At 68.3% G+C, this 12906-nt stretch carries 14 protein-coding genes; 13 read left to right on the top strand and 1 reads right to left on the bottom strand.

Annotated features, from left to right (window positions below; genetic code table 11):
* A partial coding sequence (locus tag AC1D1G_RS22340; protein ID WP_477953709.1) for a GntR family transcriptional regulator occupies positions 1–204 on the bottom strand: 204 nt, incomplete at its 3' end.
* A gap of 113 nt (positions 205–317) precedes the next feature.
* On the opposite strand from AC1D1G_RS22340, the gene glyA reads away from it, so the two are divergent.
* From glyA to AC1D1G_RS22275, 13 genes are all read left to right on the top strand, one after another.
* Positions 318–1643, top strand: a complete 1326-nt coding sequence (glyA, locus tag AC1D1G_RS22335; RefSeq protein WP_283331160.1) for a serine hydroxymethyltransferase — start codon at positions 318–320, stop codon at positions 1641–1643.
* A complete protein-coding gene (locus AC1D1G_RS22330) occupies positions 1643–2878 on the top strand; it encodes a sarcosine oxidase subunit beta family protein (RefSeq protein WP_007300401.1) in 1236 nt (411 codons plus the stop codon). The genes glyA and AC1D1G_RS22330 overlap by 1 nt, the downstream gene beginning before the upstream one ends.
* A 33-nt stretch (positions 2879–2911) precedes the next feature.
* The gene (locus AC1D1G_RS22325; RefSeq protein ID WP_005253973.1) at positions 2912–3190 is read left to right on the top strand and encodes a sarcosine oxidase subunit delta; all 279 of its coding nucleotides are present in this window, start codon (positions 2912–2914) and stop codon (positions 3188–3190) included.
* Complete coding sequence (locus tag AC1D1G_RS22320; protein WP_477953708.1) at positions 3187–6045, top strand: 2Fe-2S iron-sulfur cluster-binding protein; 2859 nt, start codon at positions 3187–3189, stop codon at positions 6043–6045. Before AC1D1G_RS22325 ends, AC1D1G_RS22320 begins: the two co-directional genes overlap by 4 nt.
* A complete protein-coding gene (locus AC1D1G_RS22315) occupies positions 6038–6631 on the top strand; it encodes a sarcosine oxidase subunit gamma (RefSeq protein ID WP_477953706.1) in 594 nt (197 codons plus the stop codon). Before AC1D1G_RS22320 ends, AC1D1G_RS22315 begins: the two co-directional genes overlap by 8 nt.
* 77 nt (positions 6632–6708) lie before the next feature.
* Positions 6709–7608, top strand: coding sequence for a dihydropteroate synthase (gene folP, locus AC1D1G_RS22310; RefSeq protein WP_477953705.1), 900 nt, complete (start codon positions 6709–6711; stop codon positions 7606–7608).
* Complete coding sequence (locus tag AC1D1G_RS22305; RefSeq protein WP_477953704.1) at positions 7605–8282, top strand: aminotransferase class IV; 678 nt, start codon at positions 7605–7607, stop codon at positions 8280–8282. The genes folP and AC1D1G_RS22305 overlap by 4 nt, the downstream gene beginning before the upstream one ends.
* A 151-nt stretch (positions 8283–8433) precedes the next feature.
* Positions 8434–8847, top strand: a complete 414-nt coding sequence (locus tag AC1D1G_RS22300; protein WP_280782110.1) for a glycine cleavage system protein H — start codon at positions 8434–8436, stop codon at positions 8845–8847.
* Positions 8848–8851: 4 nt separating this feature from the next.
* Positions 8852–10234: an L-serine ammonia-lyase gene (locus tag AC1D1G_RS22295; RefSeq protein ID WP_477953703.1), complete on the top strand. Its 1383-nt coding sequence runs from the start codon at positions 8852–8854 to the stop codon at positions 10232–10234.
* 1 nt (position 10235) lies between these two features.
* Entirely contained in the window at positions 10236–10964 is a 729-nt protein-coding gene (locus AC1D1G_RS22290; protein ID WP_477953702.1) for a hypothetical protein, read from the top strand.
* Positions 10965–11181: 217 nt separating this feature from the next.
* Positions 11182–11571 (top strand): excalibur calcium-binding domain-containing protein, encoded by a 390-nt coding sequence (locus AC1D1G_RS22285; RefSeq protein ID WP_283331152.1) that lies wholly within the window; start codon positions 11182–11184, stop codon positions 11569–11571.
* Between the two features lie 216 nt (positions 11572–11787).
* Positions 11788–12282, top strand: coding sequence for a pentapeptide repeat-containing protein (locus AC1D1G_RS22280; RefSeq protein WP_477953700.1), 495 nt, complete (start codon positions 11788–11790; stop codon positions 12280–12282).
* A gap of 132 nt (positions 12283–12414) precedes the next feature.
* The gene (locus AC1D1G_RS22275; RefSeq protein WP_477953699.1) at positions 12415–12906 is read left to right on the top strand and encodes a DUF4188 domain-containing protein; all 492 of its coding nucleotides are present in this window, start codon (positions 12415–12417) and stop codon (positions 12904–12906) included.

Genomic DNA, 12906 nt, shown 5'->3' with positions numbered 1-12906 from the left:
ACGTTCCCGCTCGAGGCGTTTGAGCGCTTCCCGCACCGGTGTCCGGCCGAATCCGAGTTCTTCGGCGAGACGGTCGTCGTTGATCGGCTCGCCGGGCCGGATGTCCAGCATGACCAGGCGTTCGCGGACGATCTCGTACGCGCGGTCGGCGTTGGTGCCGCCGTTCGATGCCGTGTCCGCGACCGATGAATGCGCCAGGCTCATGTTCCGTCTCCCTGATTTTCCGGAGCTATTGACCTTTGTCCGTCACTGACCTTACTCTACTTTCCAGTTGATATATCAGTTTGAAGTCAACTGACCTTCCAGAAAGGCGAACCATGACCGTGGACACCGCACACCTCACCGAGGTGGCAGCAGCGAACCCGACGCTGACGCATTCGCTCGCCGATCTCGACCCCGCCGTGCACCAAGCGATCGCGGCCGAGCTCGAGCGACAGCAGGGCACCCTGGAAATGATTGCCAGCGAGAACTTCGCCCCGCTCGCGGTGATGCAGGCGCAAGGGTCGGTACTGACGAACAAGTACGCCGAGGGTTACCCCGGACGCCGCTACTACGGCGGTTGCGAGCACGTCGACGTCATCGAGCAGCTCGCCATCGACCGCCTCACCGCACTGTTCGGTGCGACATTCGCCAACGTGCAACCGCATTCGGGAGCGCAGGCCAACGCCGCCGCGATGTCGGCACTGCTGAAGCCCGGCGACGGCATCCTCGGCCTGGACCTCGCGCACGGCGGTCACCTCACGCACGGGATGAAGCTGAACTTCTCCGGCAAGCTCTACGACGTCGCCGCGTACCACGTCCGCGAGGACGACCATCTCGTCGACATGGACGAGGTCGAGCGTCTCGCGCGTGAGCATCGCCCGAAGCTGATCCTGGCCGGCTGGTCCGCCTACACACGCCAACTCGACTTCGCCGCGTTCCGTCGCATCGCCGACGAGGTCGGCGCGTACCTCATGGTCGACATGGCGCACTTCGCCGGACTCGTCGCCGCCGGACTGCACCCTTCCCCCGTCCCGCACGCCCACGTGGTCACGTCGACGACGCACAAGACCCTCGGCGGTCCCCGCGGCGGCGTCATCCTCACCAACGACGAGGCACTGGCGAAGAAGTTCAACTCCTCGGTGTTCCCCGGACAGCAGGGCGGCCCGCTCGAGCACGTGATCGCCGGCAAGGCCGTCTCGTTCAAGCTCGCCGCCGAGCCCGAGTTCCGGGAGCGCCAGGAACGCACGCTCGCCGGCGCGAAGATCCTCGCCGACCGCCTCCTCGAGGACGACTCCCGGCAGGCGGGCATCAACGTCGTGTCCGGCGGCACCGACGTGCATCTGGTGCTGGTGGATCTGCGCGAGTCCGAACTCGACGGCAAGCAGGCCGAAGACCGGTTGCACCGGGTGGGAATCACGGTGAACCGCAACGCCGTCCCGTTCGACCCGCGTCCGCCGATGGTCAGCTCCGGGGTGCGGATCGGCACCCCCGCGCTCGCCACCCGCGGTTTCGACCTGGATGCGTTCACCGAGGTCGCCGACATCATCAGCTACGCGCTGCGACCGGCCACCGACGAGGCCGGACTCGACGAACTCCGCGGCCGCGTCGATGCCCTCGCGCTGCGCTTCCCGCTCTACCCCGACCTCACGGAGGCGAACTGATGAGTGCCACCCAGCCGCCCGGCGCCCACCTGCCCGACCACCCCGACTTCCTGTGGCGTAACCCGGAACCGAAGAAGTCGTACGACGTCGTCATCGTCGGCGGCGGCGGACACGGCCTCGCCACCGCGCACTACCTCGCCAAGAATCACGGCATCACCAACGTCGCGGTCCTGGAGAAGGGCTGGCTCGCGGGCGGCAACATGGCCCGCAACACCACGCTGATCCGGTCGAACTACCTGTGGGACGAGAGCGCCAAGATCTACGAGCACGCCCTCAAGCTGTGGGAGGGCCTCGAGGACGACCTCGACTACCCGATCCTGTTCAGCCAGCGCGGCGTCCTCAATCTCGCGCACAGCCTGCAGGACGTCCGCGACAGCGTCCGCCGGGTGGAGGCGAACAAGCTCAACGGAATCGACGCCGAGTGGGTCGGACCCGACGAGGTCAAGAAGCTGTGCCCGCTGGTGAACATCTCGAGCGACATCCGGTACCCCGTCCTCGGCGCGACGTATCAGCCGCGGGCCGGCATCGCCAAACACGACTACGTGGCCTGGGGATTCGCGCGCCGAGCCGACGAGGCGGGCATCGACATCATCCAGAACTGTGAGGTCACCGGTTTCGTCACGGACGGCAACAAGGTGACCGGGGTGCGCACCACCCGCGGCGACATCGCGACCGGTCAGGTCGCGCTGTGCGCGGCCGGGCACACCTCGACGCTCACCGACATGCTCGGCATCCGGACCCCCGTGCAGAGCCACCCGCTGCAGGCGCTGGTCTCCGAACTGCTCGAACCCGTGCACCCGACCATCGTGATGTCCAACGCCATCCACGTGTACGTCTCGCAGGCGCACAAGGGCGAACTGGTGATGGGCGCCGGTGTCGATTCCTACAACGGGTACGGCCAGCGCGGCGCGTTCCACATCATCGAACGTCAGATGGCGGCCGCGGTGGAGTTGTTCCCGGTGTTCGCCCGCGCGCATCTGCTGCGCACCTGGGGCGGCATCGTCGACGTGTGCCCCGACGCCTCCCCCATCGTGGGACGCACTCCGTACGACAACGTGTATCTCAACTGCGGTTGGGGCACCGGCGGATTCAAGGCCACCCCGGGGTTGGGTTGGTGTCTGGCGGACACCATCGCGAACGACGAACCGCACGAGTTCATCGCGCCGTTCAGCCTCGACCGGTTCGTCACCGGCGCTCTCGTCGACGAGCACGGCGCCGCGGCCGTCGCTCACTGATCCCCCGTCGCGCACTGAAATTCAGGAGCCACAATGCAACTCATCGAATGCCCGTGGTGCGGGTCCCGTGAGGAAACCGAGTTCCACTACGGCGGCGAAGCCCACGTCCTGTATCCGGAAGATCCCGAATCCCTGACCGACGAGCAGTGGGCGCACTTCGTGTTCTTCCGCGCGAACCCGAAAGGTCTTTTCGCGGAACGGTGGAACCACAGCGCCGGCTGCCGGCGCTGGTTCAACGCCGTACGCGACACCGCCACCTACCGATTCCACAGCGTCTACCGCTTGGACGAGCAGAAGCCGACGATATCGTGAACGCACCCTTCCGCACCCGCCAGGGCGGTCGCCTCGACCGCGACACCACCTACACCTTCACGTTCGACGGCCGGGAACTGACCGGTCACCCCGGTGACACGCTCGGTTCGGCCCTGCTCGCGAACGGCGTCCACCAGATCACCACCAGCATCAAGCTCGGCCGGCCCCGCGGCATCACCGCGGCGTGGGCGGAGGATACCGGCGGTCTCGTGCAGATCGAGGAGCCGTTCCCCGAGCCGATGCTGCTCGCCACCACCATCGAGTTGTTCGACGGCCTCGTCGCCCGCGGCATCCCCGGTCAGGGCCGGCTCGCCGAGATCGCCGATTCGGCGAAGTACGACGCCAAGCACGTCCACACCGACCTCCTCGTCGCCGGCGCCGGACCTGCCGGTCTCGCCGCCGCGCTCACGGCGGCCCGGGCGGGCGCCCGGGTGGTGCTCGTCGACGAGCAGAGCGAAGCCGGCGGCGACCTCCTCGGGTCCACGGACCTCATCGACGGCGCACCCGCCCTCGACTGGGCCGCGGCCGCGGTCGCCGAACTCGCCACCTACCCGGATGTGCTGCACCTGCAGCGCACCACCGCGTTCGGCAACTACGACGACGGCTTCGTCCTCGCGCTGCAGCGGCGCACCGACCATCTCGGTGTCGAGGCCCCCGCGGCGCTGAGCCGCCAGCGCGTCTGGCGTATCCGCGCCCGGCACATCCTCGTCGCCGCCGGCGCGCACGAGCGTCCCGTCGTCTTCACCGACAACGACCGCCCGGGCATCATGCTCGCGCACGGTGCCCGCACCTTCCTGCACCGCTACGGTGTCAAGGTCGGTGAGCAGGCCGTCGTGTTCACCACCAACGACAGCGCGTACGAGGCCGCGATCGACCTACACGACGCCGGGGTCCGGATCAACGCGATCGTCGAGGCCCGCGACGAGGCACCCGCCCGCTGGCAGCGTGAATGCGACGCGCGCGGCATCACCATCCGCACCGGGTCGGTGGTGTCCGGCACCCGCGGCAACGGCCGGATCAGTCACGCCGTCGTCGCCCAGCGCGAAAACACCGGTACCGCAGTTCCCCTCGCCTGCGACGTCCTGCTCGTCAGCGGCGGCTGGAACCCGGCCGTGCACCTGTTCTCGCAGGCCCGCGGCAAGCTCCGCTACGACGAGAGCCTCGGCGCCTTCGTTCCCGGCGAGGACCTCGACGGAGTCTCCGTCGCCGGGTCCGCGCACGGTGTGTTCGACCTGGACGGTTGCCTGCGCGACGGCCAGACCGCCGGCCAGTCGATCATGCGCGACCTCGGCTTCACCGTTCCCGATCGCACGATCGACCCGGAACCTGCGCCGGCGATCGAACAGTCCACCCCGCTGGTGCTCTGGCGGGTGCGGGACGTCGCCGGTGAGGACACCCAGTTCGTCGACGTGCAGCGCGACGCCACGGTCGCCGACCTGGCCCGCGCGGTCGGCGCAGGCATGACGTCGATGGAGCACATCAAGCGCTACACGACCATCGGCACCGCACACGACCAGGGCAAGACGTCCGGGGTGATCTCCTCCGGTATCACGGCCGAACTGCTCGGCAGGCCGATCGAGACGCTGGGCACCACCACGTTCCGGCCGCCGTACACCCCGGTCGCATTCGCCGCCCTCGCCGGCCGCAGCCGCGGCGCCCTCTTCGATCCCGAACGGGTGACGGCACTGCACGATTGGCACGTCGGCCGCGGCGCGGTGTTCGAGGACGTCGGCCAGTGGAAGCGTCCCCGCTTCTACCCCCTCCCCGGGGAGGACATGGACGCCGCGGTGCTGCGCGAATGCGCCGCCGTGCGCCGCAGCATCGGCATCCTCGACGGCTCCACCCTCGGCAAGATCGACGTCCAGGGCCCCGACGCCGGGGTGCTGCTCGACATGGTCTACACGAACATGATGAGCACCCTGAAGGTCGGCATGGTCCGCTACGGCGTCATGTGCGGGGTCGACGGCATGGTCATCGACGACGGCACCGTGATGCGCCTGGACGACGACCGGTTCCAGGTCTTCACGACCACCGGCGGCGCCGCGAAGATCCTCGACTGGATGGAGGAATGGCTGCAGACGGAGTGGCCCCACCTGAAGGTGCGGCTCACCTCGGTCACCGAACAGTGGGCCACGTTCCCCGTCGTCGGACCGCGCTCCCGCGACGTGATCGGTGAGGTCTTCCCCGACCTCGACGTCACCAACGACGCGTTCCCGTTCATGGCGTGGCGCGACACCTCCCTCGGCGGCGTCCACGTACGGGTCGCGCGGATCAGCTTCTCCGGTGAACTCGCGTTCGAGGTCAACGTCGACGGCTGGCACGCACCCGCGGTCTGGGCGCGCCTGATCGCCGCGGGCGAGAAGTTCGACATCACCCCGTACGGCACCGAGACCATGCACGTCCTGCGCGCCGAAAAGGGGTACCCGATCATCGGTCAGGACACCGACGGGACGGTCACCCCGCAGGACCTCGGGATGAGCTGGGCCGTGTCGAAGAAGAAGCGCGACTTCATCGGGAAGCGCTCCTTCACCCGGGCGGAGAACCAGAACCCGCTGCGCAAACAGTTCGTCGGACTGCTGCCCCTCGACAAGCAGACCGTGCTGCCCGAGGGCGCGCAGATCATCGAAGAGGCGCAAGGCGGCATCCTGCCGCCCCCGCCGGTGCCGATGCTCGGGCACGTCACGTCGAGCTATCTCAGCGCCGAACTCGGCCGCCCGTTCGGGCTCGCCCTCGTCAAGGGCGGCCGGGCCCGGCTCGGCGACACCCTGCACGTCCCGGTGGACGGAAACCTGGTCGCCGTCGAGGTCACCAGTTCCGTCCTCGTCGATCCCGAAGGAGCACGTCGCGATGGCTGACACCCTCGYCCCCCTCAGCCCCCTGCACGGCTGGGACCAGAAATTCTCCGAACTCCCCGAGTCGGTGAGCATCGCCGAGGAACCTTTTGTCGCGATGGYCGACCTGTGGGTCGACCCGGCCGGACCGGGAGCCACGGCCGCCGCAACGGTCCTCGGGTTCGACCTCCCCACCGCGGCGTCGACGTCCGCCGGAACCGACGCCACCACCGCCGTCTGGCTCGGTCCCGAGGAGTGGCTGATCACCACGCGATCACAGTCGGCACCCGCTCTCGAGTCTGACCTGCGGGCGGCGGTGACACCCCACGGCGGCGCCGCGATCGACGTCTCCGGACAGCGAACCACCCTGCGGCTGCGCGGCACTCATGCCCGCGACGTCCTCGAGAAGGGGTGCTCACTGGATCTGCATCCGAGGGTGTACGGCCGCGGCACTGCAGCGCAGACCATGCTCGGCCTCGCGGGCGTGATCCTGATCGCGCTCGACGACGAGGGGGCCGACTACCGGATTCTCGTGCGGGCCTCGTTCGCCCGGTACCTCGCGGAGTGGTTGATCGACGCCGCGGAGGAGTTCGGCGTCGACCTGGTGTAAGCGACAGCGTCGGTCCGGTGGACGGCACGGCGTCGTCCACCGGACCGATTCCCCTTTCTGGAAGGAGATGCGCCCGAATGTTTCCGTTCCCGACGCTGACCGCCACCGGCCCCGGCCGACTGCTCGACGCTCTCGCACGCGACGTTCCCCTGATCTGCGGCATCGTCAACGTGACCCCGGATTCGTTCTCCGACGGCGGCCGATACCTCGGTACCTCCGCGGCGGTCGAACACGGGCTGTCGCTCGTCGCGGAGGGCGCCGACCTCCTCGACGTCGGCGGCGAGTCGACCCGCCCCGGGTCCCGCCCGCCGTCCGTCGCGGAGGAGATCGAGCGCGTGGTGCCGGTAGTCGCAGCCCTCGCGATGTCGACGTCGGTCCCGATCTCGGTCGACACCTCGAGACCGGACGTCATGCGCGAGGCGGTCGCCGCCGGCGCGTCGATGATCAACGACGTTCGTGCCCTCCGGCTTCCGGGGGCACTGCGGACCGCGGCCGGTCTGGACGTACCCGTGTGCCTGATGCACATGCGGGGCGAGCCCGAAACGATGCAGACGTCGCCGGAGTACGGCGACGTCGTATCCGAGGTGCGCCGGTTCCTCGTCGACCGTGTCGGCGCCTGCCGGGGCGCGGGAATTCCGCTCGAGCACATCATGGTGGACCCGGGTTTCGGCTTCGGCAAGACCCTCGCCCACAACCTCGCGCTGTTGGCCGAGCTACGGCAGATCACCGACCTCGGTGTTCCCGTGATGGCCGGACTGTCCCGGAAGGGCATGCTGGGCACGATCACCGGTCGCGGCGTCGAGCACCGTCAGGCCGCCTCGGTGGCCGCTGCCCTGATCGCCGCACAGAACGGGGCAGCCGTCCTACGGGTGCACGACGTGGCCGCCACTGTGGACGCGGTATCCGTGCTCCGCGCGCTCGTATATCGTGGTCCCGCCAGCTTCAGTCACGCGTCGAATCGAGTCTCCGCACAGTGAACACCTCCGTGTCCGCCGCCGGTCTCGCGACGATCGGTCCTGCTGAAGCGCAGCTTGTCGAAGCTGGTGCCCAGCTGATGGAGACGATGTATCACGATCCGCGGACCGGCTTGCGGCACGTGGACCGTCACCTGCGACGTCTGGCCCGTTCGGCGGCCGTGCTCGGGTACGAGTTCGGGGAACGTGACGTCCGGCGCCACCTCGTGCAGCGGCTGTCGGGCGTCGGTCCGGCCCGGCTCCGCGTGCGCCTGCACCGCGACGGCGGGGTGGACGTCGACGTCTTCGGGCCGCCGGTCGCACCCGCGTCGGTGTCTCTCGTGCTCGACGACGAGCCCGTCGACTCCCGGGACGTTCTCCTCGGACACAAGACGACGTTGCGCGAGCGATACGACCGCAGACGACACCGCCATCCCGGGGCCGACGACGTCGTGCTGGTCAACGAACTCGGGCACGTCACCGAGACCACGATCGCGAATCTCGCCGCCCGGATCGACGGCGTCTGGTGGACGCCGCCATTGGCGTCGGGGTGCCTGCCGGGTGTCGAGCGGTCGTGGCAGCTCGACCGCGGGCTGATGCGCGAACGCATACTCACGCCGCGCGATCTCCTGGCCGCCGAGGCGCTCGCCGTGACGAGCTCACTCAAAGGCGTGCTGCCCGCGACTCTCCGGCCGTAGCCGCTTCGTTTCCGGACGTTTTCCGGACCACCTCTTGACCCACCCTCACGCCTGACCTACTGTTATGAAACATACTGATATATCAATGTCAGACCTGTTGGATCACAGCGCGACTCCGCGACCACAACGCCCGACTGTCAAAGGAAAAGGCATGAGAGCTGGAAAGATTCCCTCGGATCGACGGTTCACGGCAACGCATAGCTGGTTGGCCCTCGCACCGGGACAGAGCTTCGCCGACTACCCACTCCGGGCCGGGGTCACGGACACCGCACTCGACGAGGTCGAGGTGGTCGGACTGGAACTTCCGGCAGTGCGCAGCACGATCGAGGCAGGCGCCCCCTGCGCCCTCGTGTGGACGTCCGCCCGGACCGTCGTCACGGTGTACGCGCCGATCAGCGGACTCGTCACGATGACGAACACCGACGCCGCCGAGAACCCGCAACTCGTCGCCGACGACCCCTTCCACCGTGGCTGGCTGTTCGCCGTCCTCCCCTCGCCGACGTCGTCCGCCTACGGACTTCTCACCCCCGCGCAATACGCGAACGAACTCAGTGAGGCGGTGTAATCCCATGACCATCAGCGTGTTCGACCTGTTCTCCGTCGGCGTCGGCCCCTCGAGTTCACACACCGTCGGACCGATGCGCGCCGCCGCACGGTTCGTCTCCGACCTCCGCGCCCTCGACGCCCTGCACGCAACGGCGGACATCCGCGTCGACCTGTACGGGTCGCTCGCAGCCACGGGAGCGGGCCACGGGACGATGTCCGCGGTGCTGCTCGGGCTCGAGGGGTACTTTCCCGAGAAGATCGAGACCGAGGAAATGGAACGACGTCTCGAGGAGATGCGCAGCACCCGGCGCATCAGGGTCGGCGGATCCCACGACGTCGCACTCGCCGAGGACGAGATCGTCCTCCATCCGCTGACCATCCTGCCGTTGCACCCGAACGGGATGAGGATCACCGCGTCCACCGCCGCCGGCGTCGAAATCCACAGCGAAACCTACTTTTCCATCGGCGGCGGCTTCGTCGTCACCGAAGCGGAGAGCGCACAGCCGCCGCGCCCCGCCACCGGCGGTCTGTCGTTCGGGTCCGCCAAGGAACTCCTCGACGTCGCGGCCCGCCACTGCTACACCATCAGTGACGTGATGCTCCAGTTCGAACGCGAAACGCGGTCGACCGTGGAGATCTACGAACGGCTCCTCCATATCCGCGACGTCATGGTGGAATGCGAGAAGCGCGGGATCGCGCGCGACGGGATCCTTCCCGGCGCCCTGCGCGTGCGCCGGCGGGCACGGGACTGGTATCTCCGCCTGGATCAGGAAGATCCGCACCGTGATCCCGCATTCGCCGAGGACTGGGTCAACCTCGTCGCCCTGGCCGTCAACGAGGAGAACGCATCCGGCGGCCGCATCGTCACCGCGCCGACCAACGGGGCCGCGGGCATCATCCCCGCGGTGCTGCACTACGCCGTTCACTACACCCCGGCCGGGAAGTCGGATCCCGACGACACCGCGATCCGCTTCCTCCTCGCCGCCGGCGCCGTCGGATCGCTGTACAAGGAACGCGCGTCGATCTCCGGAGCCGAGGTCGGCTGCCAGGGCGAGGTGGGTTCCGCGGCGTCCATGGCCGCTGCCGGGCTTGCGGAGATTCTCGGCGGCACAATCGAACAGGTGGAGAATGCCGCGGAGATTGCGATGGAACACAGCCTCGGTCTCACGTGCGATCCCATCGAAGGGCTGGTGCAGATTCCGTGCATCGAACGCAACGCGATCTCGGCGGGCAAGGCCATCAACGCCGCTCGCATGGCCCTGCGCGGCGACGGCACCCACCGGGTCAGCCTCGACCAGGTGATCGAGACGATGCGCTCGACCGGCGCAGACATGCTGTCGAAGTACAAGGAAACGTCCACCGGTGGTCTGGCCGTCAACGTCCCGGTCAACTATGTCGAGTGCTGACATGATCACCGACGAACTTCGCCTGCTCCCTGCCCACGCCGCCCAGTTCATCCGGCGGCACCCGGTTCCGAAGCCCGGCGACTACGCGCCGGAGACCCGGCTGTCGGTGCTCGACGTCCTCGTGCACTGCGCCCCGGTCCGCGGCGACGCGTTCGTCGCGTTCCAGCTGCTGAGCCGACGTGAGCTGCCCGGCTCGTACCTTCTCCACGTCGACGTCGTGGACGACGCGCTGTCCACCCTCGACACGTTCGCCGTGACGGAACACGAATGCGAGCAGAGCTTCGGCCCGAATTGGCAGGACGTCATGCGACACGCCGTGGAAGCGGCAGCCCTCCTGCACGGGCACTTCGGTGCACTGACGCGGACGAGGAGCGTCGTCGACAGCCGCCGACGGCTCGGTGCCTGGGCGTGCGCACGTGAGGCGGCCTGGGACGCGGGCCGGATCAAATCCTGGTACCGCGCCCAGGACGCCGCGTGGGAACGGCACTTCATGGACGAGGCGACAATGCGCGAGGACGAGCAACTGTGCGCGGACATCGCGACCGCGGTGCGCGACGCGGCAGCCGCGCACGCGGTGTCCGATCTAGTGGGGCGGCACGACTTCACCAGCGCACACTTCGACACCCTGCTCGCCCCGTGGCGGACGGCCTCCGCGCCTCTGCTCCCGCGGGAAAACTACTGCGCGGCCGCGAGCACGGTGCCGACGAACGTCCGCGGCAGCTCGGGATGACCGTTCTCCCGCAGCGCTGACAGCGTTTCAGATCCCGCGGGTCGCGCGACTCCCGCTGTCATTCGCGTGATCGACAGCGGAGACGCCTGTGTCACAGAATCTTTCGGCCGCAGCTACCATCATCGGCAGACGGGATCGAATTCACGAAAGCACTGTCGCGAGGTGCATGTGCCGGTGGTCCTGCCGAAGCCCCACCCCACCCCTGAACGAGGTAAATATGAAGGCTCGACGGTTAGTTCTCAGCGTCCTCGGTTGTGCCGCCATTTCGATGGCAGTCGCGCCCTCCGCACAGGCGGCGACGATCTTCGACTTCCTTCCCCCGGAGATTGCGTCGCTGATTCCGAGCGGTTCGGCCGACGCCGTGAACCCCCTCCTGCCGCCCGCGCCCGCGGCTCCGGCAGCACCGGCACCCGCACCGCAGGTCGCGCCGGCACCGCAGGTAGCCCCCGCACCGCAGGCGGCTCCGGCACCGCAGGCTCCCGCACCCCGCGCGGGGTACAAGAACTGCACCGAGGCCCGCAATGCGGGTGTGACGCCGATCTACCGCGGCCAGGACGGTTACGCGTCGCACCTCGACCGCGACAACGACGGCATCGCCTGCGAGTAGTCGATCCCCGGCGCGCCGCCCGACACACGCACCCCTTCTGCGCCCACGCACCCCTTTTCGAGCCCTGGAACGGGTGCGTCTACCGAGAAGGGGTGCGTCGGTGCCTGGCAACGCCTCGGCCGACGTGCAGGTGTCGCCATTCCCCGTGCGGCGCAGGGCGCCCGGCACTAAGTTCGGCGATGACGGTTGAGGTTCTACGCGAGGGGGCGGTCCGGCATGAGCAGGACACATTTCAGGGCTCTGACACTGGGCGCGGTCGCGCTGGCCGGGGGCGCCGCACTCAGCGCGGGCGCCGGGACGGCCACGGCGGACGTCCTCACCGAGATCAACGGCTGCAAGATCGTGGCGAATCCGAACCCCGGCGATCGCACGATCTGCCCCGGCGCCGATCTGAGGTCCGCGAATCTAGCGGGCCTGAACCTGAGCTTCGCCGACCTGTCGGGCGCGAACATGACACGGGCGAACCTGACCGGCACCAACTTCGCCGCCGCGAATCTGTCGTACGCCGACCTGAGCGACGCGAACATCACCGGCACGAACTTCACGGATTCGCAGCGCAACGCGGTGATCCTGTACAGCACGGACATCGACATCTTCGGCACGATCGTCGGGGACATGAACATCACGACCGAACCCGAATGGTCCACCGACGCCCACGAGCGCGCACTCGCCTCGGTCGTCCCGGTGACACCGACATTTCCGGCTCCGTAAACCACTCCTGACCTATTCACCCGGGCCGCGCACTGCGCGGTCCGGGTTTTCGTATGCCCGCACCCCTTGACATTGGATACCCGCACTATCCACTATTAGATAGTATCGGTATCCAACATTGGGAGGCATCCGATGACGACGATCGACCCCACCCGTTCGACGCACCACTACGACGGCGAACTGGTGGTCTTCCTGATCGGGATGACCATCAACCGACCCTGGCGACCGGACCTGTGGCTGCCCACCTTCCTCGCGATGCCGAGGATGCTGCGCGAACTGTCCGAGAACCCGGATTCGGGTCTGATGGGCTACCGCCTGACGTTCGAGGGGCGCGGCCCGACAGTGATTCAGTACTGGAACTCCGTCGACAAGCTGTACGCCTACGCCAGTGACAGCCAAGCGAAGCATCGTCCGGCCTGGGCCGCATTCAACCGGCGGGCCCGCAAGGCGCCCGGTGCGGTCGGCGTCTGGCACGAGACCTATCCGGTGGACCGCGCCGAGTCGATCTACGTCGGCACGCCGGCGATGGGCCTGGCCCGCGCCACCGCACGTGTGCCCGTCACACAGAAGTTCAGCCGCGCCCGAGACCGGTTGTCCCGCAGTAACAACACCCACGAACAGTGA

This window comes from Rhodococcus sp. P3_B8, assembly GCF_056402775.1.
The sequence above is the reverse complement of the archived record's forward strand: the minus strand, read 5'-3'. Positions and strand labels throughout refer to the sequence as shown.

Excerpts from the sequence above, each read along its gene's own strand:
- glyA (WP_283331160.1), top strand. The coding sequence starts at position 318 with ATGACCGTGGACACCGCACACCTCACCGAGGTGGCAGCAGCGAACCCG.
- AC1D1G_RS22330 (WP_007300401.1), top strand. The coding sequence starts at position 1,643 with ATGAGTGCCACCCAGCCGCCCGGCGCCCACCTGCCCGACCACCCCGAC.
- AC1D1G_RS22325 (WP_005253973.1), top strand. The coding sequence starts at position 2,912 with ATGCAACTCATCGAATGCCCGTGGTGCGGGTCCCGTGAGGAAACCGAG.
- folP (WP_477953705.1), top strand. The coding sequence starts at position 6,709 with ATGTTTCCGTTCCCGACGCTGACCGCCACCGGCCCCGGCCGACTGCTC.
- AC1D1G_RS22300 (WP_280782110.1), top strand. The coding sequence starts at position 8,434 with ATGAGAGCTGGAAAGATTCCCTCGGATCGACGGTTCACGGCAACGCAT.
- AC1D1G_RS22295 (WP_477953703.1), top strand. The coding sequence starts at position 8,852 with ATGACCATCAGCGTGTTCGACCTGTTCTCCGTCGGCGTCGGCCCCTCG.
- AC1D1G_RS22290 (WP_477953702.1), top strand. The coding sequence starts at position 10,236 with ATGATCACCGACGAACTTCGCCTGCTCCCTGCCCACGCCGCCCAGTTC.
- AC1D1G_RS22285 (WP_283331152.1), top strand. The coding sequence starts at position 11,182 with ATGAAGGCTCGACGGTTAGTTCTCAGCGTCCTCGGTTGTGCCGCCATT.
- AC1D1G_RS22280 (WP_477953700.1), top strand. The coding sequence starts at position 11,788 with ATGAGCAGGACACATTTCAGGGCTCTGACACTGGGCGCGGTCGCGCTG.
- AC1D1G_RS22275 (WP_477953699.1), top strand. The coding sequence starts at position 12,415 with ATGACGACGATCGACCCCACCCGTTCGACGCACCACTACGACGGCGAA.